Source organism: Winogradskyella tangerina, from assembly GCF_003260205.1.
In the GTDB taxonomy this organism is placed as follows: domain Bacteria; phylum Bacteroidota; class Bacteroidia; order Flavobacteriales; family Flavobacteriaceae; genus Winogradskyella; species Winogradskyella tangerina.
The window spans coordinates 550391-571620 of the sequence record NZ_QERF01000001.1 but is presented as its reverse complement, the minus strand read 5'-3'; the positions used below and the strand labels follow the sequence as shown (position 1 = coordinate 571620).

Genomic DNA, 21230 nt, shown 5'->3' with positions numbered 1-21230 from the left:
CTAAGCCCTTCAATAATTTTGTTTCAAAAGTGATCTATTGTTGCTTAATGGCTTTTTTACTTATGATTTGTCCGTTCGAAAGTGTCACCTTAGCAATGTAGGCCGCATTACTTAATTTCGATAAATCATAAACTTCGGAAGCGCTTGAACCTTTCAGACTATAAATTCGTCTACCTAATAGGTCTAGAATTTCTACAGCCTCAATCGTTAAGGCCTCGTTGACTTTTATTCTTACATCACCATTGGAGAGCTCTGTTATTGAGAGGTCATTCGAGCTTATAGTGTTGTCGTCAATGGAGAGTGCATTAGCTCTAAATACGATATCGAAACGATCATTAAATTCTCCAACTTCTGAAGTGAAGCTATAATCTGATTGTTTTAAATTATGAATGGTATTCAATTCATAATCGATGATAAAGATGTCATTATCAGTCATAAACTGACCTTCAACATTATGAATTGCAATGGTGTAAATAGTAGCTTCGTCTATGACCGTATTAAATCCAAGTTGAATAACTTCATCCATATCTAAGCTATTTGGATGTTTCCCCTGAATAGCAAACTTATCATCAGTTGAGGCATCTAACGTGGTGTAGATTCCAGAATATAAATCTGAAGATTGATTCTTGCGAGCATCGTAATACATGCCATCATCTTCGTCCGAAGCACCATCTACATAGGCAATCAATGTTTGATTAAACACGCCGTTATCTGAAGTCAAATTCAACCATAATTTGTTGAATGGATTAGCATTTCTAAAGAATTGGCTGTTGTTACCTATTAGCCTCATACTATTATTGAAGACAACATCTGTGGTTTGAATGGTTCCACCAGCAGAAGTTGAAGTAGCAGCATTATCCATTGAAACAAAGAATCCTTGCCCAGAAGGAATATGACGTGTAGGTATAACATTGTCACCACCGGCTGTTTCCCCAGAGCCATTGATTATCGCATAATCACTCTGTGAATAATTTAATTCTTCGTTACCGTTAGTGTTACCGTTAGCTGCTGTATTGTGCGACCAGAAAAAGATTGCTCCATTCGTAGCTCCAACAGTTTGATCGATGCTGGCATTGGCTGCTAAGAACAGATCAGCATCAATAGCAGATGGGTAAGGGTTACCGATGAAGTTCCAGTTGTTATCCAATAATTCTGCGTCATCTCTATAGATAGGTACGTTGATCACCCCGTTATTAAAAGCACCTTCAAATGTATACAGATATCTTGAGGGGACAAATCCTGTTGGGCTATGCGTTGCAGCATATCCTACACCAGGAGACATCACTGTACTTCCAACTGCAAATTGCCAGTCGTTACCATCATCATCTATATCGTCTTGTCCAGTAGCAGTGGTGTTATCATTGTTGGTTTCTTCCGTAGAATCTCTAAAGTTCTGACCGTTGAAGTAATAAATTCTATTTGGGTTGGCTTCAAAAAGGCCATCACTAATAACTTCTCCTACTACAGGCGAACTCCAATAAGTGTATTCTAACTGTGATGCTAATGGCGCTGTTTCTTTCTCAACACTAATTTTAGTTTTATCAGTTAAAACATCACCATCAACGATAGCTGCATCATTAACCTGTACGAAGGCACCATCCTTTTTAACCACAATGTTTCCATCAACAGTAAGATCATTTTCAACTAACACATAGGTGTTGTCATCAATCGTCAAAGTACCCGAATTTACAAGACATTCACATGCCTCAAAACTGATTTCAGCACCACCATTGGCTGTGTCGTAATCTCCGTTAATTATAACATTTGCTGAAGTGGTTGGTACAGTATTCATTGCTGTACTATCGTTCCAGGTCCAGTTAGTACCATCCCAAGTTGCTGTACTTACAGTGATTTGAATGGCGTCTGAGGCCGAGTAACAACTAGCATCATCTTCACGTACTTCACAATAAAATTGAAAGTCGCTAACACTTGCAGCATCTGAAATAACTAGGTTAGGCGAAGTTGCACTAGTGGTATAAATACCTCCGTTTGAAATAACTTGCCATCCTGAAGCAGATTGTGCCGGATTGTATAAATACCATACATAGTTAAGTGTATTTCCACCAGAGGCACCCTCTGTAGCTGAAACTGTAATCGTAGTTTCATTACAAGCCGTAGACTGATCTGAAATTGAATTTACTGTCGGTGGTGTACCGGTCGAAAAATCATAGGTGCCAATATTTGAATAGTCATTATCTGCACAAGAAGCCCAATCAACATAGGTCCAATCTGCTAAATTGAACGTAGTACTTGGAAGATTGGCTGCGTCATTATCGCGCGTAAAAACAACACCTTCAGAACCAATACCTAAGGCATCAGCCCACGTATCAGATAAATATTCACCCCAAGAATCTACATGTGTACTACCATCGTATAATCGTATGTGATCGTCACCATTTGCAACAAAATTAATTCCACCAGATCCTGTTTGATCTGCCAATGAGCCATCACCTCCGGTAACTCCAGTACATGAGGCACCTTGGCTTACCGCGAGAATATAAGTATCATCTGAAGCTAGGTTGACATTGGCTAAAGTGATAGAACCACCATTTTCAGTGGCATTACCGTTATTAAAAAATTGAATGCTATAGCTAGAAAGATTTACTGTAGCACCTGTACCATTGTAAATTTCAACGTAGGTTAATCCACCAGTGTTTGCATCGGTAACTTCAGAAATAAATAAATCTGTAGGTGTTGTGCCACCAGAACCTTCACAACTTGAAATCTGCGATTCAATTACCGTAAATGGTGTAGTGCCAGGACAACCAAGATCATCAGTAATTTCTAAGTTCCCTGAACTAGCACCAGCAGGGACAATCACTTCCATTTCTGTCGCCGAGATATTATTCACGGTTGCGGCAACACCATTAAACGAAGCTGTGGCCGTTGAAAGGTTTGTGCCCGTTACCGTGACAATCGTTCCAACCGGACCAGAATTTGGTAAGGCTGTAATGGTGCTAGCTGCACATAGGCCATTTCCTGTTACTATAAATGTATATGGGTTTTCGTCACTGTCGTTATTTACGATCTCAATAACAGCTGTTCTTGTGCCTACAGCTGTTGGGCTAAATTCTACATCAAAATTACTCGATCCTAAAGCGGCTATTGGAGAAGAAGGGAGTAGTGTTATTGAAAAATCTCCGGTATCACCACTTGATACAGTAACACTTGTTATTGTTAAATCTGTAGTACCAGCAAAGTTCTCAATTCTGAATGTGTTGGTACTTGTTCCACCGATAACTACTCCACCAAAATTAGTACCATCAAGAGTACTTGGTGTTGTATCACCATCAGTAATATCAGGGAAACCAGATGTTGTGCCTTCTAAATTAATTTCAGGACCTGCTGGTGTACATGGTGAAATTAGAGTATTACCAGTATATGATCCGCCGTTAAGAACTTCTTGCCAGTTTGTTCCTGTATCTGAATTGTCTTGCGAAGCGTCAATAACGTGTAAAGATTCGCCATTTCCATCAGCCCCATCGCTATTGTCATAAGTAACATTATCCACCACTGATGTGCCGTCTGAAGCAACGATCTCTATCAAAGCTGTACTATTTGGAAGCTGTCCTGAGTTTGCAGGTGTTAGACTAATTCCATAGTCGGGAACAAAGGGACAATATCCTGAACTAGAAGTATCGATACCGTCATTAAATGTACCGTCTCCATCTGTTCCTAAAGCTACTGTAATACAATCACCATCAGCAATAATTACTCCACTTGATGGAAACGTATATTCTACAATATTATCGACCTCAATACTGTAACCATTCAGTACTTGTGCCGTACCAGAAATATTACAAATTTCAATCCATTCGTCATCTGTTCCTTGTGTGTTGTACATTATTTCTGTGATTACCACATCCGCAGGAAAGGTATCGTCATCGTCATCTATAGTAAGTATATGCTGTACGTCTGTACCTAAAGCTGCAGTATCTCCACCATTAGCATTTGTGAGATCAAGTACTAGGTTTTCGTCACCTTCAATAATAGCGTCGTTCTCAGCGTGTATTGTAAGGCACTGATTTGCTGAACTTCCTGCTGGAAAGGTAAGGGTTACGGGGAAACTTATGGCCACGCCTGCACCGTCATCGTAATCGGTACCATTAGTTGCAGATGAACTTCCATCGAGAGAGATTTCAACTGTTGTAGCGTTTGTAGCTGATGGATTTGTTATCCCTACACAGATATCAATAAAAGTTCCGTTTTCAGCCAATGTGGAAGAGGTACTAACGAATTCAACCGAAGTATTACTTGAAGAACAAGAAGCCGGAGCATTACCAAACCCTGTCATATCAGAACCATTTGCAATCTGATCAAATCTGACACTAGGATCAGTCCAACCATCAATATCTCCATCGCAAATCCCATTTTTTATTTGTAGGTTGTTATTGTTTGTAGCAACGCCACTCCCTGACCAAGCAGAACCAGGATCTGTACCACATTCGCCAAACATATCTTGAACTACACCACCTAAAGTCACCCTAAGGGCATCATCACCATTAAATGAAAAATTGTAATCCGTAGTTCCTGATAAATCTGTGCCATTCGTAATTGCATCGGAGGTCAAGTCTGAAGTTCCTATAACCCAAACTTCATCAATTCCTAGAGTACCCGAAGTTATATCAACCAATGCAGTACCTGTGCACGCTCCTCCATTTGTTCCTTGAAAGACTTCTAGATTATTTGTCGGTGTAAATGTTATTGCGGCACCAGAGACATTAAATATCTCGATTCCCTTTGGTGTTGTTCCAGAATTAGTTTCTATATACTGACTGATAATAACATCAGATTGACCAAAGGTTTTAAAAGATACAAAAAGTATAAGTAGGAGGGAGAGGTAGTTCTTCTTCATAGGGATAGGATTAACCAAAAAAATTTAAGGCAAATATATACTAAAATTACCTAACTCACAGTAAGTTAGACATACTAAAGTATTATTAAAATGTTATATTTGCCGCCGTGAACCTACAAAAAACCTATACTGTCGATGAAGCGCAAAAGATCCTCGAAAATTACTGTGCTTATCAAGAAAGATGTCATAAAGAGGTAAAGGTGAAGCTGAAGGAAATGAAAATGATTCCGGAAGCAATCGACAAAATCATAGTTTCTCTTATTGAACAAAATTATTTGAACGAAGAACGCTTTGCAAAAGCCTTTGTTAGAGGTAAATTCAGAATTAAGAAATGGGGCAAAATGAGATTGTTAAGAGAATTGAAGTTTCGGGAAATCTCTAAATATGCCATTAACGTTGCCATGCAAGAGATTGATGATGCCGAATATGACAGTGTTTTAGACGAACTCATTCAAATGCGGATTCATCAAGTCACCGAGAAAAATATATACAAGAAGAAGAAAAAAGTTGCCGATTATTTACTGTACAGAGGTTGGGAGTCGCATCTTATTTACGAAAAAATGAACAAGTACTTATAAAAAAAGCCTTTTCAACTTTTGAAAAGGCTTTATAATTTTAATGAATATTGGTTATAGGTTGAAACTTGCGCCAATATTAATGGTGAATTGATTATAAATATAGTAACCCACGTCAGATTTGTCATCACTGTATTTAGCTAAAGGAAATGCTGCTTCGGTGTAAATTCCGAAGCCTTCAGAAAAGAAATATCGGGCACCAACATGACCACCGAAATTTTTTAGACTTAAACTTAGACCAGGATAAAAATCGAAATTCTCATCAATATTTAGAACGCTTCCTATGTTTGCGTTGAATCTTGCTTTTAGATCAAAGCGATCACCAAAATCAGCATCGAGACGGTCATCAACGCCTAAGGCATAAGAAGAAGAAACTCCGATTGAGATATTATCACCTAATCCGTAATCATAGGTAATATTAATTCCTGTGGCTTCATCTTGAAAGTTTGCTCCTACCTGAAATTTTTGATCTCCCTTACCTTTAAACGCTTGAGAATTACCAAAACTAAAGATCAAAACGAAGACTACAAATACAATATTTTTCATGTTAAAAATTTTATTCATGCGGGCAAATATACGAATTGAATACTTACGGCTGTAAGAAAATTATACGAAGCGGTTGGTGTTGGTTAATGCTTTTTCATTTTTCCAATCGATCCATTTTTGACCTCTTATGCGGCGCATTAAATTGTCATAATTTCGCATGAGGAAAATGTTATATAAAGCCTTGGTAAAATTCTTCGGATTTCTGGCAATGGCTCTTAAACTCATTGAAAACCCCGGAGTTATGTAGCGCATATAGTGCCAATAGCCTTCAGGCATATACAAAACTTCACCATGATTGAGATTGCAAATCCACCCTTTAGCATGTTTTAACGCGGGCCATTTTTCGAAATCTGGATTATGAAAATCAATGTCTTCACGGGTAATTAATGAATGTGGTATTTTATATAGATACTTATTCTGTTTTTGATCGAATAGAATGCATTGTTTTTTGCCTTCAAAATGAAAATGGAAAATGTTTGCCAAATCAATATCGTAGTGCATAAAGGTGTACGAATCGGTTCCTCCAAAAAACAACATGGGTAAGCCTTTCATTAATCTTAAACCAAAATCGGGGTAACTAAAGTCTTTTTGAAGTTGCGGTACTTCCTTTAATATATTCCAAAGAAAGATTCTGAATTTTGTGGGTTCACGCTTCAGCAAATCCACATAGTCACTCATTTTCATAGTGGCATGCGCCTCGTTAAAACCTTCCTTGTAGTCTACGGGCCTATCATCATAAAGCGGCACTGTTTTGTCGCCCGCAACCTCTTTCATGTAGTCTAAACTCCATTTGGAATAGGCGGGCCAGTCTTCAATAAAGCGCTCAATAACCACAGGTTTTTGCGGCTTGAAATAATGCTTTATAAAATCGGCCTTCGTGATGGTTTCAACACGAGGTATATCTTGGAGGTTCAGTTGCAACGGTTAAAACTTTTGAATGTCAAAGTTAATAAAACGTTACTAAAGTTTAGATATTGTTAAGCGGATTTACTTCAGGGCTTTTGCTTTTTGTTTGGCCTCTTCGTTGCGGTCTATTTTGTGGTCTGGTCTGGTCCATTTTGGTTTTTCACCTAAATCCTGATATTTAGAATCTTCAGCTTCAACAGTCTGTGGTTGCATTTTTTTGATGAAGGGTTTCTGTGGATTCAAACCTAGCAACTTAAACATTTCCATATCCTCATTTACATCAGGATTTGGAGTGGTTAATAATTTATCGCCGGCAAAAATTGAATTGGCTCCAGCAAAAAAGCACATGGCTTGGCCTTCGCGTGTCATTTGTGTTCTACCGGCGCTAAGACGGACTTGCGTTTCAGGAATAACAATACGTGTTGTTGCTACCATGCGCACCATATCCCAAATGGAAACGGGTTCCTGATCTTCTAAAGGCGTGCCTTCAACAGCAACTAAAGCGTTAATTGGTACAGATTCGGGCTGTGGATTTAATGTAGATAGCGCAACTAACATTCCGGCGCGGTCTTCAACCTTTTCACCCATACCGATAATTCCACCAGAGCATACGGTTACATTTGTTTTTCGAACGTTATCTATGGTTTCTAATCGGTCTTCAAAACCACGAGTAGAAATAACTTCTTTATAATATTCTTCGGAAGAGTCTAAGTTATGATTGTAAGCATATAAACCAGCTTCGGCTAGTCGCTTTGCCTGATTTTCAGTAACCATTCCCAGAGTACAACACACTTCCATATCGAGCTTATTGATGGTACGAACCATTTCTAAAACCTGATCGAATTCCGGACCGTCCTTTACATTACGCCAAGCAGCACCCATACAAACTCTAGAGCTTCCTGAAGACTTTGCTCTTAATGCCTGTGCTTTAACTTGCTGAACACTCATAAGGTCATTGCCCTCAATATCGGTATGATAACGAGCCGCCTGTGGACAATATCCGCAATCTTCGGGGCATCCACCAGTTTTGATGGAGAGTAATGTACTTACTTGTACCGTATTTGGGTCGTGGTGTTTTCTGTGTATTGTGGCTGCTTCATAAAGCAGTTCCATTAAGGGTTTGTTGTATATATCTAGAATTTCTTCTTTGGTCCAGTTGTGTCTAACTTCGCTCATAAAAATTAATGTCTTAGAGAAACAAAAATAGTTATAACCATTTAGATTCTCGTTCTGTGGCGTCTAAAATATCAACATTTAATAAAGATGCCAATTCATGGGCCTTTTTAAAGGCATCATCACGATCATAAGTTACATATGCTTCAATTTTTTGGTTCCTGTTGTAGAACAAATTGAGCTTAATAATATCGTTGGTAACATTGGCTTCAGCACTCCTTGCTCTGAGTGTAGTTGTTTCAGTTGTTTTAAAAACAGATATGTATTCAATATTTTCTGGTAAGGGCTTCGAAAGTCCAAAATTTATACCGAAAATAGATTTGATTTTTCTATAGGTCATTTCATTGAAATTGATCTCAAAGCCTTCTTTTAATAAGAAATAAATTCCCATTCCAATGAGTAAAAACCCACCTAGGCTGGTGACTAATAAATACAGGCCTAAGGCCATTGCGGCATAACCTAAAATTAACTCCCACCAAGGTAATGGTCTTGTGTATGTGAATTTCTTCATTATTAGAAGTATTAAAAAGCCCATTATAATTAATGGGCTTTTATTGTTTTAAGCGTTGTCAATTTCTGCGTTATCCGCATCAATTTCCTTTTTGTCTTTACCTTTTAAGTACTCAGGTAAATCCATACCGGCCATATTAAACATCTCTTGTAATGGTGGTACAGCCTTATACATTCCTGAAATAAAGTTTGATGTAGAAGACTTACCATCACCACCATTGCCATTCTCCCAAACGGTAACCTTATCAATCTTGATATTCTTAATCGCTTCAGCTTGAGTTTTAACTAACTCAGGTAATTTATCGGCGATTAATAGAAGAACAGCATCTTTTGAATTGTTACCAGCTGCTTTCACGATCTCATCTAAACCAGCAGCTTGCTTGGTTAAGACTTCATATAAACCTTTTGCTTCTGCTTGTGCTTTGAATAAAATCGCATCCGCCTCACCTCTTGCGCGTCTTCTTATACGCTCGGCTTCGGCTTCAGCATCGATCTCAGCTTTCTTTTTAGCGATTTCTGTAGGAACGATAACGTCTGCCATTTGAGATGATCTTTCGCGTTCAGCTCTGGCAACCTCCGCTTGTTGCTCAGCAGCATAAGACTCTTCCAAAGCTTTTGCAGCCTGAACTTTTTCAGAAGCAATAGCCACGCGCTCAGCTTCAGCTTCGCGCTGACGACGCAGAGAGTCTGAATTTGCCACCGAAATTTTCGCGGTATTTTCACCTTCAACAGCTTTAGCATTTGCAGCAGCTACTTGTGTTTTTTCATCTTGTACCGCATTAGCTTCACCAATGGCACCATCTCTGTTTTTCTCAGCAACCGATTTACGAGCGGCGTTGATAGCGTGCGCTGCAGCTTCTTTACCAAGTGCTTCGATATAACCAGATTCGTCTACAATATCGGTTATGTTTACGTTGATCAATTTAAGACCAACTTTCTTTAATTCTGATTCTACCGACTGCGAGATATTGGTTAAGAATTTATCGCGATCCGAGTTAATTTCCTCAATATCCATTGAAGCAACAACCAAACGTAATTGTCCGAAGATGATCTCTTTTGCTAACTCTTGAATATCTTGTAATCCAAGACCTAACAAACGCTCAGCAGCATTTTGCATTACACCAGGCTCTGTAGAAACACCAATAGTGAATCGCGACGGAACATTAACACGAATGTTCTGTTTTGATAAGGCATTAACCAGATTGACCTCGATAGAGATTGGTGTAAGGTCTAAATATTCATAATCTTGAATTACTGGCATGATAAAAGCTGCACCACCATGAATACATTTAGCAGACTTTCCACCACCAACTTTACCATAGACTACAAGAATTCGGTCTGACGGACAACGTTTGTAGCGTTTAATTAAAATGATTAAAGTGAGAACTATAAAAAGGGCGACAAATATGAGGAGCATTGGTCCTCCGAAACCCTCTAAGTCTGGTTGAATAAGTAAATTCATGATTTTAAGGTTTAAAGATTAATTTTTATTGATTTATATTTTATTCGTTACTAAGTAAGTGATCTCCACCTTCTTCTAATTCTTTAGTTTGAGCTGTGGGTTCTATTGGTTTTCGGGTGTGGTCTACAATGAGAATTCCGTTTGAAGTGACATCAACAACCTTAATAATAGTGCCCGATTTTAATTCTGTTAATGAATCGGTTAAGGCATCGAGTTCTCTCACAGTTCCTTGAACATTTACACTAACTTTTCCCATGCTACTGCGATCGGCACCAATGGTTAAATAAACTTCACCAACAGCGTCGAGGGCATTATCATAATTTAGTGTACCACTATCGCTCAATTTACTTATGAAATAAAACATGGTTGCCATAATGACCATCATTAATAATCCACATGCAATTGAGATTACAATGGTTAGTGGTTTTGATAATCCGGCGTCGAGACATGCGATACCACTCCAGCCAAAAATTGTGAAAAAGCCTACTAAATTTTTGAAACTGATAAACTGAAATCCGGCTCCCGCATCACTATCGATATCAGAATCTACATCGCCTAAATCGTCGGCATCACCACCGACAAAAGCCATGATCATTACAACGACAAATACTAAAGAACCTACTAAAGCTACTGACCAATAAATTTTGGGTAGTAATTCTAAATTTGAAAACCAGTCTAACATAATATTGGAATTAACGGTTAAACACTAAATTCTCTTCTAAATTAAATCATTTTGAGAGAATAACAGACACAGCATTACCACCAAATCCGACGGCATTAATCATTATTTTTGAAATCTTTTTTGGAATCGGTTGATCCAAATAAGGAATGTCAATAAACATTTGATGGTTAAGCATAAGTACGGCCATTTCAAGGCTGAGCATTCCGGATGCTCCAAGACTGTGACCCACTTGTATTTTGTTAGTAGTCAAAGCAGGAATTTTGTTACAAAAAATCGCTTTAATCGCATTATATTCTGCTAAATCGCCTTTAATGGTGCCCGGAGTATGTGTGATGATGACATCAATTTCATCAGGATTTGTATCACCAAGCGCCATCGCCATAGAACGTTGAAAACATTCGGCATTTGTAGACAAAGAAGCATTATGTTCTAAGAGTTCGGTGCCATAACCTATACCAATTATTTGAGCCAATGCATTATCCTGAATACCCTTTTCTAAACAGGCCATAGCAGCTGCCTCAGAAAGGATCATGGTGTTTTCGGTTTTTTGAAGATCTAAAGCTTTGCATGGAAAATTATCTGAAGTATTTGTTCCTCGAGCATAAATTTTCAAGGCTTGCATTTGCGCAATAGTGAATGGTGTTAACGGTGCTTCACTTCCGCCGACCAAAAATTTATCGCACATCCCAGCATTGAGCCAGGCAATTCCGTTTAGCAAAGCGTGCAAAGCTGTGGAGCAGGTTATAGAATGCGAAATCTCTGGGCCTTGAGATTGCAAATCGTGTGCTACCCAGGACGAGATATTACCTAAAGTTGTGGTTGGTGAACTTAATGTTTCAGCCTTTTGCTTTTCTAAAAAACGCTCGTGGTATTTTTCAAATAAGGAAGTGGCACCACGAGACGAACCGATATTAATTCCGAAGTTAGAATCAGAATTCCAACCTGCAGCTTTAGTGGCATTTCGCGCAGCAAAAATGGCAAACAATACGGTATCATCGAGTTGTTTGTATTTAGCATTCGATGTTCTAAGTTCTCGAATTTGATCCTTTATTTCAGAAGGTATTTGAGCCACTAACTTTCCTTCTTTTAAGCTGAAGAAATGCGCGTTAGACAGGTAATTATTCCAGATCATCTCATTAGAATTTCCTAAGGGAGAAATGGAAGCAATTGCCGTTATAGAAATGGGTTGATTCAATGGATATTTTGTTTGAAACAAAAGTAGTGTTTAAAGGCTATTTTTGAAATGAACTTTATTCATTTTATCATTAATTTATAACATATTCAATGATTGAATTACTTAGTTATTAAAACCGATCAAAAAAATGTAAGAACAATGACAAAAAAGTTGGTTTGCCCGAAATTGGTGCTGGCTAGTTGGTGGCGGATGTCTTACGCTAATTATCATAGCCGTTGTATTTTTTGGAAGTCTCATCTTTGGAGTAACTAAAATGTTTACTTCTTCAACCCCTTATAAATATGCCATGGAACAAACTATTTCTAATGAAGAAGTTATTGATTTGCTAGGAGAACCTATTGAAAGCGATGGAATTATGCAGGGAAATATTAGTCTGAATGGTGATGACGGTGAAACAAATTTTAGAATTCCAATCAAGGGCCCAAAAGGTGAAGCAAGAATTGTTGTAATAGCGACAAAAGATTATGGTGATTAGGATTACAATGCGCTCTATGTTCAACTTAAAGATACTAAAGAAAAGATCAATCTTTTAGAGGAGGATTTAGAGGGTGAGTAAGGCGTCTTGGATCACGTCGTAAATTTTGTGTAATTCCTCATCCTTAATTACATAAGGTGGCTGAATATAAATTGTGTTCCCTAGCGGTCTTAAAAACACACCATTTTCCATGAAGAAGGCCAATAGTTTATCGCGAAGATCACCGTAGCGATTAGCAGTGGTGTTGAGGTCAATGGCAAGTATAACCCCAAGATTTCGAACTGATTTTACTTTTGGGTGTTCTTCTATTTTCTTTTGAAACATTTTATGAGATTCTGAAATGTGCCTAATGTTCTTCTGAATCTCTTCTGATTGTAGCAGATCGATCGTGGCTAAAGCTGCGGCACAGGCAACCGGATTTGCAGAATAGGTATGGCAATGCATAAAACCCTTACCAATAGTATCGCCAAGAAACGCCTTATAGATAGCTTCCGTACAAGAGGTAATTGCCATAGGAACCAAACCAGCTGTAAGTGCTTTGCTCAGACAAATAATATCTGGTTTTGTGTCTATATATTCCGATGCAAAATTCTTCCCCGTTTTACCAAAGCCAGTCATCACTTCATCAGCAATAGTTAAGATGTTGTGTTTTTTGAAGAATTTCAGAATGTCATTAAGCCCTTCCGCACTATGAATTTTCATTCCTGCGGCACCTTGCACCAAGGGTTCATATACAAATCCGGCAATCGATTCAGAAGAAATAATCCTCTCAATCTTTGATAATATTTCTGAAGTATTCTTTCCGTCGGGTACAGGAATCCGATGGATTTTCATCAGGAAATTTTCAAAAGGGCCATTATACACCGACAATCCAGAAACCGACATCGCTCCGAAGGTATCACCATGAAATCCGTTTTCAAAAGCAATAAAAGTGCTGCGTTTTTCACCCTTATTAAAGTAATATTGTAGCGCCATTTTAATAGCAGCTTCCACGGCTGTAGAACCGTTGTCATTGAAGAAAATTCGGTTTTGCCCTTCAGGTAGGATGTCTATTAGTGCTTCTGAAAGTTTAACAGCAGGTTCATGAGTAAAATCACTGAACATAATCTGATCGAGCTGCTGCATTTGCTGGCTAACCTTATTTGTAATGTAAGGATGACAATGCCCAAACATGCTCGTATACCAGGATGAGATGGCATCAATATAATCGTTGCCGTCTTCGTCGGTAAGTATGCATCCTTTTGCTTTTACGATCGCCAAACTATCAGGATGTGTTTGGTGTTGTTTTAGCGGATGCCAGAGGTGTTTTTTATCGCGGTCTTTTAAACTCATGTTTTTCTTGTCGTGCTGAATGTGTTTCAGCATTTCATTTTTTAATTTTAAATAGTTCATTTTGTCTTGATACAAAACGAACCAAAAAATCAAATTGAAATAAGGAATTTTTCATTCTTCATTCAGAATGAAAACCAAAATTCAAATCTAAATTTTTTCCAAGGCTTCAAAAATTTTTAACGATTTGAATTTTATATTCTGCATTTCAATGTTCAATGCGTAGCATTGATTTCTAATTATTCTTTATACCAAGAAAATATCTATAATTGGTATTTGTTATTTTAATTTTTCTTTAAACTTATGGGCATATTCCGTGATGACATTCTGATCAAAATAGGGCTCATTATTAATTCTACCAATCACCTTAACGCCTGTCATTTTTTCAATAATCGATTCTGTTGACGGGTGTTCATCGCCACTGTAAACCAAAGAAACATCAAAACCCTTATTCTGTAGAGCCTTAATGGTTAATAGGCTGTGATTGATACTTCCTAAATAATGACGCGATACCACGATAACTTTATCTGAAGGTTGAATAAGATCCAAAATAGTTTCTGAATCATTCAATGGCACTAACAAACCACCAGCACCTTCTATTACAAGATTATTTTTAGTTATTGGCCGTTTGATTTGCTTTGTGTCGATCTGAAGTCCATCTATTTCAGCCGCACCATGCGGACTCATAGGTGTTTTGAGCGCATAGCTATTGGGATGAAAAACAGACTTCGAATTAGAAACCAACCGCTGTACTTTATGCGTATCGCTGTTGTCGAGGTCTCCGGCCTGAACAGGTTTAAAGTAATCGGCATTTAAAGCTTCAACCAAAATGGCAGATGCAATCGTTTTTCCGACATCAGTCGATATTCCAGTTACAAAATAGGTCTTCATTTTATAGGAAATTCGGTTTTACAGTTTTCACAGACGTATTTATAGCGCGCATGAAAAGGCAAGGTTGTCGTTAGCACTCCAATTATAAATGATAAAAAGGCCTTCAAACTATCAATTGAAGAATACATCTCAACTTCCTGTTTATTACAATTTGGACACCTAATTGGATTGCCTTCGTCATCAACAGCATAAACCTTTATAGATCTTAGGATTTTTTTTGCTTCCTTTTCGTCTTCTGCGCGGACTTTCAATTTCACACCACCAATAGCATTACTCACCAGAGGATCAGTATCTATGGTAATATTGTCTCTAAGAAATACTTCGATACCATCAGCTTCGAGCCTCCCTTTTACAATTTGGGCCTCGGATGAATATTGAAATCTAGCAACAGTGACGAAAGTCTCACTCATAATCTATTTACGACTTAAAGTGGTCGAGCTGAACATTATTAAGATGATTTTACAAAGGTAGCTAACAGACGCAAGACTTCCGAAATTTCAGCTTCAGAATTATAACTATGTAAACAGAATCTTAGACGTTCGGTTCCCGCTGGAACAGTTGGAGATAAAATGGGCTTTACATCGAACCCATTATTTTGAAGTTGAAGGGCGACCTCTTTTACAATTTCATTTCCTGAAATAATACAACAGTGGATAGCTGATTGACTCTCAATAAATAATTTTGAAAGGTTTTGAAGTTCAATTTGCCTTTTGAAAAATTCAATATTTGCATGAAGCTTTTGTGGTTCATCTGAAGCTTTCAGAGTTTTATAAGCCATTTTTACTGTAGCTAAAGTATGTGGTGGAAGCGCTGTGGTATAAATAAAAGGGCGTGAAAAATTTACGAGATAATTTTTCAAATCGGTAGCACCCAAAATGGCAGCACCATGACTTCCCAATGCCTTTCCAAATGTTATAATTCGGGCGAATACATCTTTTTCTATACCCATTTCTTGAACTAAACCAAAATTAAACACACCAACGGCATGGGCTTCGTCAATTATAAGTCGAGCATCATTCTTCTTACTGAATTTAGCCAAACGGATTAAGTCTGGCGTGTCACCATCCATTGAAAACACAGATTCGGTAACGATATATATTTCAGAATCTTTATGCTTATCACTCCATTGAGCCTGGCACTTAATTTCTAGATCTTCAAGATCATTATGTTTGAATTTATAGGCTTTGGCATTACTCATTTGGATACCATCCCTAATGGAAGCATGAACCAATTCATCGTATAAAATAATGTCGCCGCGTTGCGGTACAGATGACAAAAGTCCGATATTGGCATCATACCCTGAATTACAAATTAAAGCAGCTTCACTTTGGTGATAATTACATAGTTCAGTTTCAATTTCAGAGTATAACGTATGATTTCCTGACAAAAGACGGGAACCTGTGGCACCATTTTCCAATAGATTATGATCAATCAAATATTGATGTGCAGCGTTAAAAATGCCTTCAGAATTTGAAAAGCCTAAATAATCATTTGATGAAAAATCAACTCGTGCATGCGTACTACCAAGTTGCCTGAAAGCGTTATTCGCTTTCCGTTCTTCGAGTTTTTTTTGGAGTTTTTTTGGTAGCATTTGCCAAAGATACAAAGGCAGGTAAAACCAATTTCAGAATAAAGTATCTTTTTGTACTTCTTCAACAATATAAGGGCGATTGGTGTCAATGCCTTTTTTATAAAGATCTCTGCTTACGGGATGCGCTTTAAAAGGAATAGAACTCATTCCGGTGGCAATAATTTCATTGAGTTCTTGCTCGCTCATTCCATGATCTAACCAGTCCTCATAATAATGTTGGTCTAAAACTAGTGGCATGCGCTTGCGTTTATTATGAACTTCTGCAAAGAACTCATTGGCTTCTGTAGTGAGTATGGTAGCTGTGTAGTGGTCCTTATCTAACTCGTTATATAATCCGGCAAACAGAAATAATTGCCCATCTTTATCTACCTCCGTTGGCTGGTAACAGAAATAGGGAATGGCAACACCATTTTCGTGATGAGGTTCAAAGAAACCGTCGGCTAAAATTAAGCAGCGTTTATCCTCAGCGCTATCTCTAAACGAGGCTTTTTCAAAAATACTTTCGCCACGTGCATTCAAAGTGTTACTCTTTTTAAGGAATGCCTCGGGATTGTGATTAGCCCAGTCGGGCACCAATCCCCAGCTGGCATTGTAAATGGTTTCAGGTTCGTCCATTTTAATGATCTGCAAATTGCCGTGTGTAAATCCGTTGAGATGAAAATAGGGCTCAAATTGTATTTCAGGATGAAATGTTGAGTTGATCCGGTCTCTCAGTTTTTTTTCAATCTGCTCCCGTTGTTTGCGTAATGCGGTAGAATAACACATACCTAAAAGTACTAATTTTTCAGCTATTGATGCCTATTGGCTAACAGTGGCGGAGGCTCACCGGTAAAAGGATTCCAACGGCTAATGGTTTTAGCTTCCATACCTGCTGCACACATCACCGCACGGTCGCCATAACGTTCGCGCATTTTATCCATAGCCTGTGCTAAATTGAGGTGCATTTCGTTGTCTTCGAAGAGATTGATCTGGTGACCACCTTCTACCAAATGACTAAATTTTACACCAATAAGCCGGACTAACAATCTACGGTTGTACAGTTTTTTGAACAGTCCGAGCACCACAGGAATAATAGTATGATCCATAGCACTATAAGGAATGCGTTGCTGCTGCGTATAGGTTTGAAAATCAGAATAACGAATTTTAAAAGTCACACAAGCCGTTAACTTGTTGCCACGTCGCAGTTGATAAGCCAAATTTTCGGCCATGGCAATTACCAAGCCTTTGAGCTTATGAATATTTGTAGTGTCTTGCCCGAAGGTGCGTTCAGTAGAGATCGACTTGCGTTCGTGGTATTGAATCACAGGACTGTTATCTATGCCATTAGCTTTTTTCCAAATGGAAAGCCCGTTTTTACCCAACACTTTATGCATTAATTCCATGGGCATTTCTTGCACGGTCTGGATGCGCTTAACTCCCAAATCGCATAGCGCTTTGTATGTTACATTACCAACCATAGGAATTTTTTTAACCGATAATGGTGCCAGAAATGGCTTTTCTGTCCCTGTCGGAATCCGTATTTCGTTGTTAGGTTTGGCTTCGCCTGTTGCTATTTTTGAAACCGTTTTGTTTAGCGACAAGCCAAATGAAATAGGTAATCCTGTTTCCTTGATGATACGCTGACGTAATTCTGAAGCCAGCTTGTGGCAACCAAAGAACTTATCCATACCAGTAAGGTCGATATAAAACTCATCGATCGATGTTTTTTCGTAAAGCGGAACGGTTTCCTTGATAACATCTGTAACACTTTGTGAAAACTTGGTATAAATACCAGAGTTACCTCTGAGTACAATTGCCTCTGGGCAGAGTTGCCGTGCCATACGCATTGGCATAGCGGAATGCACACCAAATGTCCGGGCTTCGTAGCTGCAAGAGGCTACAACACCTCTGTCGCCTGTACCACCAATAAGTACAGGTTTGCCTACGAGCCTACTGTCTAGTAAACGTTCGCACGACACAAAAAAAGTGTCTAGATCCATATGTACTATAGCGCGGTTATTAGTCATGTTGTGCTTTCAAATCTTTAAAACTTTTCTTTCGTTGAAATGTAGGGTTTAGTGATTTCACGGCATAGCGCGGATCTTCAATGACGGCTAAGCGTTCAAACTTGGAAACTTCAATAGAAACACAATCGAATTCTATCATCACCTTCCCAGTAATTTCGTAAACACCTCTTCCTCTAAAAGGATATTTGGCGGCAATAGGTGGAAAATGAACCGTATCTATAAAGTCGCCGTCGTAATCTAAAAACGTTCCGAAATACATTCGCTTACCATTAGAGGTGCTGGTGTTTTTGGTTGTTACCAAATAGCCTTTAATACGCACAAACTTATTCTTATAAGCAGGCAAATGTTTGGCACGTAAGTTCCCCGGAAAGGGATTTTCCAAGAGATGAAATGGGTTGCACAACGGAAAACCTAACAGCTCAATTTCGTCAAAAGCGTTTTCTAGATCTGTGCTTGATAGCTGAGGTGTTTTATAGTTGATCTTTTCAGTTTTGAATAGGGTCATAATATGTTCTTGCACCACCGTTTTACTGATCTTTAAATGGGCTTCCCATAGCAGTTCGCGCTTATTCACTCTGGTAAATCTGAAGGCATTGATCTTAATTAAAATGGTAATCTGTTCTATTGAAATAGGCACGCGTTCTATAAAATCATCAAGCGATTTGAAGGTGCCATTCAGATCTCTTTCACTGAGGATACGATCTATGATTTTGGACTCTATAGATTGCAAAAACATAAAGCCTAAAAAGATAGCTTTGCCCTTAATTATAGCTTGCTTATAAGATTGATTGATACAGGGTGTTTCAATTTTTCCGCCATGCATTCTGGCTTCATGAACATAGAGTTCTGTTCGGTAAAAACCACCAAAATTATTGATGGTAGCCGTCATATATTCCAACGGATAATAAGCTTTCAGAAATAAACTCTGATAGCTTTCTACAGCATAAGACGCCGAATGTCCTTTGGCAAAAGCATAGCCCGCAAAGCTTTCGATCTGTCGCCACACGTCTGCCACAAATTCGTAAGGTTTACCATCTTTTTCGCAATTGTCGAAAAATTGTTGTTTTACCTTCAGAAATTCTGCCCTAGATCTAAATTTACCAGACATACCACGACGCAGCATATCGGCTTCACCAAGAGTGAGACCGCCAAAGTAATGTGCCACCTTAATAACATCTTCCTGATAGACCATAACGCCATAGGTATCTGGCATAAGTTCGGCAAGTACAGGATGCGCATCTTTGCGTTTTTCAGGAAAGCGATAGCGCAGAATGTACTGACGCATCATACCACTTTTAGACACGCCAGGACGAATTACTGAGCTTGCCGCTACTAACCCCAAATAATTATCGACTTGTAGTTTTTTTAAAAGCATGCGCATTGCAGGCGATTCTACATAAAAGCAGCCAATGGCTTTTGCATTTTTGAGCAGATATTTTATACGTTCATCTTTTTTAAAGCGCTTAATATCATGAATATCGAGTCTGGGCTGATGAGGATGATTATAGGCCACAATGTCGACGGTATCTTTGATCTTTCCTAAGCCACGCTGGCTTAAAATATCGAATTTGTACAGGCCAATATCTTCTGCAGCAACCATATCAAACTGCGTAGTAGCAAATCCTTTTGGAGGTACAAATGTAGCACCGTAGTAGTGAATAGGTTTTTCAGAAATTAGAATACCACCAGCATGAACGCCCAGGTAATTTGGGAACCCTTCAATATAGCGACTGTATTTCAGGACTAGCAGGGATAGCCTGTCGAGCTTATTAACGTCGAACTTACCTTGGGTAAGCAGATCCATTTCAGACTTTGGTAATCCGAAGACTTTACCCAGTTCTCTCACCGAAGCCCTAAATTTAAAGGTATTGTAAACGGTTAAAAGTGCGGTATGCTTAAAAGTATTGAAAATAAAATGAGTTATATCATCGCGATCTTTCCACGAAAAATCAATATCGAAATCGGGTGGATTTTGCCGAAACAGATTAATAAAACGTTCAAAATATAGGTCGAGTTCTATAGGATCTACATCGGTTATTCTCAGTAAATAAGCAATAATACTATTGGCGCCACTACCGCGTCCCACATAGAAGTAGTCTTTACTACGGGCGTATTCTAAGAGTTTCCAGTTGATCAGAAAGTAAGAGACAAAGCCTTTTTGTTTGATGATATTGAGCTCTTTTTCGATGCGTTTATAAATCTTATCATCAACAGCATCACCGTAGCGATACGGAATCCCTTGGTAGGTGAGTTGCTCTAATAGCTTGTAGTCTGAAGTTTCACTGTCGGTAAAAGTCTTCTGATTTTTTGGGGTGGTATTTTCAAAATCAAAACTAATAGAACAATCTGCCATAAGCCGTTCTGTGGTACGAATAAGCCCCGGAAATTCTGAATACAGATCGCACAATTCATTATAAGGTAGCATCAAATCGTTTTCGTTGCCCTCTTCAGATTTTGGAAGTTTGCTTAAAAGTGTGTTGTTGTCTATAGCGCGCAGCAGGCGATGTGTGTTGAAGCCTTTTTTATTTTGAAACGATACAGTTTTAAGCACCACTAATTTCTCTCTGTGTTTGTTCCATTTTGAAAATTTCAGCTGATTGAGATCTCGAGGCGTGATGCCTAAAAATTCATTTGCTTTTAGCTTGAAATTTTTACCCTTTTGATAAGGATAAACCACAAAACAATGTTCTAGATCAACATCGGGGCGTTCTGGGATTTTCAAATTCTGATCATGAAGAAACGTAGAGAGATAATCGTTTATATTTTGAAAACCCTGGTTGTTTTTAGCAATAAGAATAAACTCTTGCTGCGCCTTGTTTCTAAAATCGACACCAAGGATAGGTTTTACTTTATATTTTTTGGAAAGCCGTACAATATCTAAGCAGGCAGAGGTGGTATTAATGTCTGTTAGCGCTAAGGTCTGTACGCCATTTTCTGAAGCAATAGCAAGCAATTGCTCGGGTTTTATAGTGCCATATCGTAGGCTGTAATATGTGTGGCAGTTTAAATACATGGGAAAACAAAATTAGCTACA

At 38.4% G+C, this 21230-nt stretch carries 17 protein-coding genes; 2 read left to right on the top strand and 15 right to left on the bottom strand.

All coding sequences use genetic code 11. The features are described 5' to 3' along the window. Window positions 1–34: 34 nt before the first annotated feature. Complete coding sequence (locus tag DDY94_RS02535; RefSeq protein WP_111682447.1) at window positions 35–4855, bottom strand: lamin tail domain-containing protein; 4821 nt, start codon at window positions 4853–4855, stop codon at window positions 35–37. 107 nt (window positions 4856–4962) lie between these two features. On the opposite strand from DDY94_RS02535, the gene DDY94_RS02530 reads away from it, so the two are divergent. Further along, entirely contained in the window at window positions 4963–5433 is a 471-nt protein-coding gene (locus tag DDY94_RS02530) for a regulatory protein RecX (RefSeq protein ID WP_111682446.1), read from the top strand. A gap of 51 nt (window positions 5434–5484) precedes the next feature. Here DDY94_RS02530 and DDY94_RS02525 read toward each other — a convergent pair whose 3' ends face one another. From DDY94_RS02525 to DDY94_RS02495, 7 genes are all read right to left on the bottom strand, one after another. Continuing rightward, window positions 5485–5976 (bottom strand): DUF6646 family protein, encoded by a 492-nt coding sequence (locus DDY94_RS02525; RefSeq protein WP_111682515.1) that lies wholly within the window; start codon window positions 5974–5976, stop codon window positions 5485–5487. A 60-nt stretch (window positions 5977–6036) separates the two neighbouring features. Continuing rightward, complete coding sequence (locus DDY94_RS02520) at window positions 6037–6897, bottom strand: cupin-like domain-containing protein (protein WP_111682445.1); 861 nt, start codon at window positions 6895–6897, stop codon at window positions 6037–6039. Between the two features lie 66 nt (window positions 6898–6963). Beyond that, window positions 6964–8058 (bottom strand): biotin synthase BioB, encoded by a 1095-nt coding sequence (gene bioB, locus DDY94_RS02515; RefSeq protein ID WP_111682444.1) that lies wholly within the window; start codon window positions 8056–8058, stop codon window positions 6964–6966. A 31-nt stretch (window positions 8059–8089) separates the two neighbouring features. After that, a complete protein-coding gene (locus tag DDY94_RS02510) occupies window positions 8090–8566 on the bottom strand; it encodes a hypothetical protein (RefSeq protein WP_111682443.1) in 477 nt (158 codons plus the stop codon). Window positions 8567–8614: 48 nt separating this feature from the next. After that, window positions 8615–10027 (bottom strand): flotillin family protein, encoded by a 1413-nt coding sequence (locus DDY94_RS02505; protein ID WP_111682442.1) that lies wholly within the window; start codon window positions 10025–10027, stop codon window positions 8615–8617. A 40-nt stretch (window positions 10028–10067) separates the two neighbouring features. Next, window positions 10068–10709, bottom strand: a complete 642-nt coding sequence (locus tag DDY94_RS02500; protein WP_111682441.1) for a hypothetical protein — start codon at window positions 10707–10709, stop codon at window positions 10068–10070. 46 nt (window positions 10710–10755) lie between these two features. After that, window positions 10756–11904, bottom strand: a complete 1149-nt coding sequence (locus DDY94_RS02495; protein ID WP_111682440.1) for a beta-ketoacyl synthase N-terminal-like domain-containing protein — start codon at window positions 11902–11904, stop codon at window positions 10756–10758. Window positions 11905–12106: 202 nt separating this feature from the next. Between DDY94_RS02495 and DDY94_RS02490 the strand changes: the two genes are divergently transcribed. After that, on the top strand, window positions 12107–12379 hold the full coding sequence (locus DDY94_RS02490; RefSeq protein ID WP_111682439.1) for a cytochrome c oxidase assembly factor Coa1 family protein: 273 nt from the start codon (window positions 12107–12109) through the stop codon (window positions 12377–12379). Window positions 12380–12445: 66 nt separating this feature from the next. Here the strand turns inward: DDY94_RS02490 and bioA are convergent, their stop codons facing one another. The 7 genes from bioA to DDY94_RS02455 all read right to left on the bottom strand — a co-directional run bounded on the left by bioA (window position 12446) and on the right by DDY94_RS02455 (window position 21209). Further along, window positions 12446–13711: an adenosylmethionine--8-amino-7-oxononanoate transaminase gene (bioA, locus tag DDY94_RS02485; protein ID WP_111682514.1), complete on the bottom strand. Its 1266-nt coding sequence runs from the start codon at window positions 13709–13711 to the stop codon at window positions 12446–12448. 276 nt (window positions 13712–13987) lie between these two features. Next, the gene (gene bioD / locus DDY94_RS02480; RefSeq protein ID WP_111682438.1) at window positions 13988–14599 is read right to left on the bottom strand and encodes a dethiobiotin synthase; all 612 of its coding nucleotides are present in this window, start codon (window positions 14597–14599) and stop codon (window positions 13988–13990) included. Next, window positions 14596–15009 carry a putative signal transducing protein gene (locus tag DDY94_RS02475; RefSeq protein ID WP_111682437.1) on the bottom strand — a complete coding sequence of 138 codons (414 nt, stop codon included), beginning with the start codon at window positions 15007–15009 and terminating at the stop codon, window positions 14596–14598. Before DDY94_RS02475 ends, bioD begins: the two co-directional genes overlap by 4 nt. 38 nt (window positions 15010–15047) lie before the next feature. Beyond that, window positions 15048–16190 carry an aminotransferase class I/II-fold pyridoxal phosphate-dependent enzyme gene (locus DDY94_RS02470; RefSeq protein ID WP_111682436.1) on the bottom strand — a complete coding sequence of 381 codons (1143 nt, stop codon included), beginning with the start codon at window positions 16188–16190 and terminating at the stop codon, window positions 15048–15050. Between the two features lie 33 nt (window positions 16191–16223). Further along, a complete protein-coding gene (locus DDY94_RS02465) occupies window positions 16224–16955 on the bottom strand; it encodes an SOS response-associated peptidase (RefSeq protein WP_111682435.1) in 732 nt (243 codons plus the stop codon). 23 nt (window positions 16956–16978) lie between these two features. Next, window positions 16979–18196, bottom strand: a complete 1218-nt coding sequence (dinB, locus tag DDY94_RS02460; protein ID WP_111682434.1) for a DNA polymerase IV — start codon at window positions 18194–18196, stop codon at window positions 16979–16981. After that, entirely contained in the window at window positions 18189–21209 is a 3021-nt protein-coding gene (locus tag DDY94_RS02455; RefSeq protein WP_111682433.1) for a DNA polymerase III subunit alpha, read from the bottom strand. Before DDY94_RS02455 ends, dinB begins: the two co-directional genes overlap by 8 nt. Between the last annotated feature and the right edge of the window lie 21 nt (window positions 21210–21230).

What these genes read in the sequence shown, in the direction of transcription:
- dinB (WP_111682434.1), bottom strand. Translation starts at nt 18,196, where the DNA reads ATGACTAATAACCGCGCTATAGTACATATGGATCTAGACACTTTTTTT.
- DDY94_RS02500 (WP_111682441.1), bottom strand. Translation starts at nt 10,709, where the DNA reads ATGTTAGACTGGTTTTCAAATTTAGAATTACTACCCAAAATTTATTGG.
- DDY94_RS02475 (WP_111682437.1), bottom strand. Translation starts at nt 15,009, where the DNA reads ATGAGTGAGACTTTCGTCACTGTTGCTAGATTTCAATATTCATCCGAG.
- DDY94_RS02525 (WP_111682515.1), bottom strand. Translation starts at nt 5,976, where the DNA reads ATGAAAAATATTGTATTTGTAGTCTTCGTTTTGATCTTTAGTTTTGGT.
- DDY94_RS02505 (WP_111682442.1), bottom strand. Translation starts at nt 10,027, where the DNA reads ATGAATTTACTTATTCAACCAGACTTAGAGGGTTTCGGAGGACCAATG.
- DDY94_RS02510 (WP_111682443.1), bottom strand. Translation starts at nt 8,566, where the DNA reads ATGAAGAAATTCACATACACAAGACCATTACCTTGGTGGGAGTTAATT.
- bioB (WP_111682444.1), bottom strand. Translation starts at nt 8,058, where the DNA reads ATGAGCGAAGTTAGACACAACTGGACCAAAGAAGAAATTCTAGATATA.
- DDY94_RS02470 (WP_111682436.1), bottom strand. Translation starts at nt 16,190, where the DNA reads ATGCTACCAAAAAAACTCCAAAAAAAACTCGAAGAACGGAAAGCGAAT.
- DDY94_RS02455 (WP_111682433.1), bottom strand. Translation starts at nt 21,209, where the DNA reads ATGTATTTAAACTGCCACACATATTACAGCCTACGATATGGCACTATA.
- DDY94_RS02535 (WP_111682447.1), bottom strand. Translation starts at nt 4,855, where the DNA reads ATGAAGAAGAACTACCTCTCCCTCCTACTTATACTTTTTGTATCTTTT.
- bioA (WP_111682514.1), bottom strand. Translation starts at nt 13,711, where the DNA reads ATGAGTTTAAAAGACCGCGATAAAAAACACCTCTGGCATCCGCTAAAA.
- DDY94_RS02465 (WP_111682435.1), bottom strand. Translation starts at nt 16,955, where the DNA reads ATGTGTTATTCTACCGCATTACGCAAACAACGGGAGCAGATTGAAAAA.
- bioD (WP_111682438.1), bottom strand. Translation starts at nt 14,599, where the DNA reads ATGAAGACCTATTTTGTAACTGGAATATCGACTGATGTCGGAAAAACG.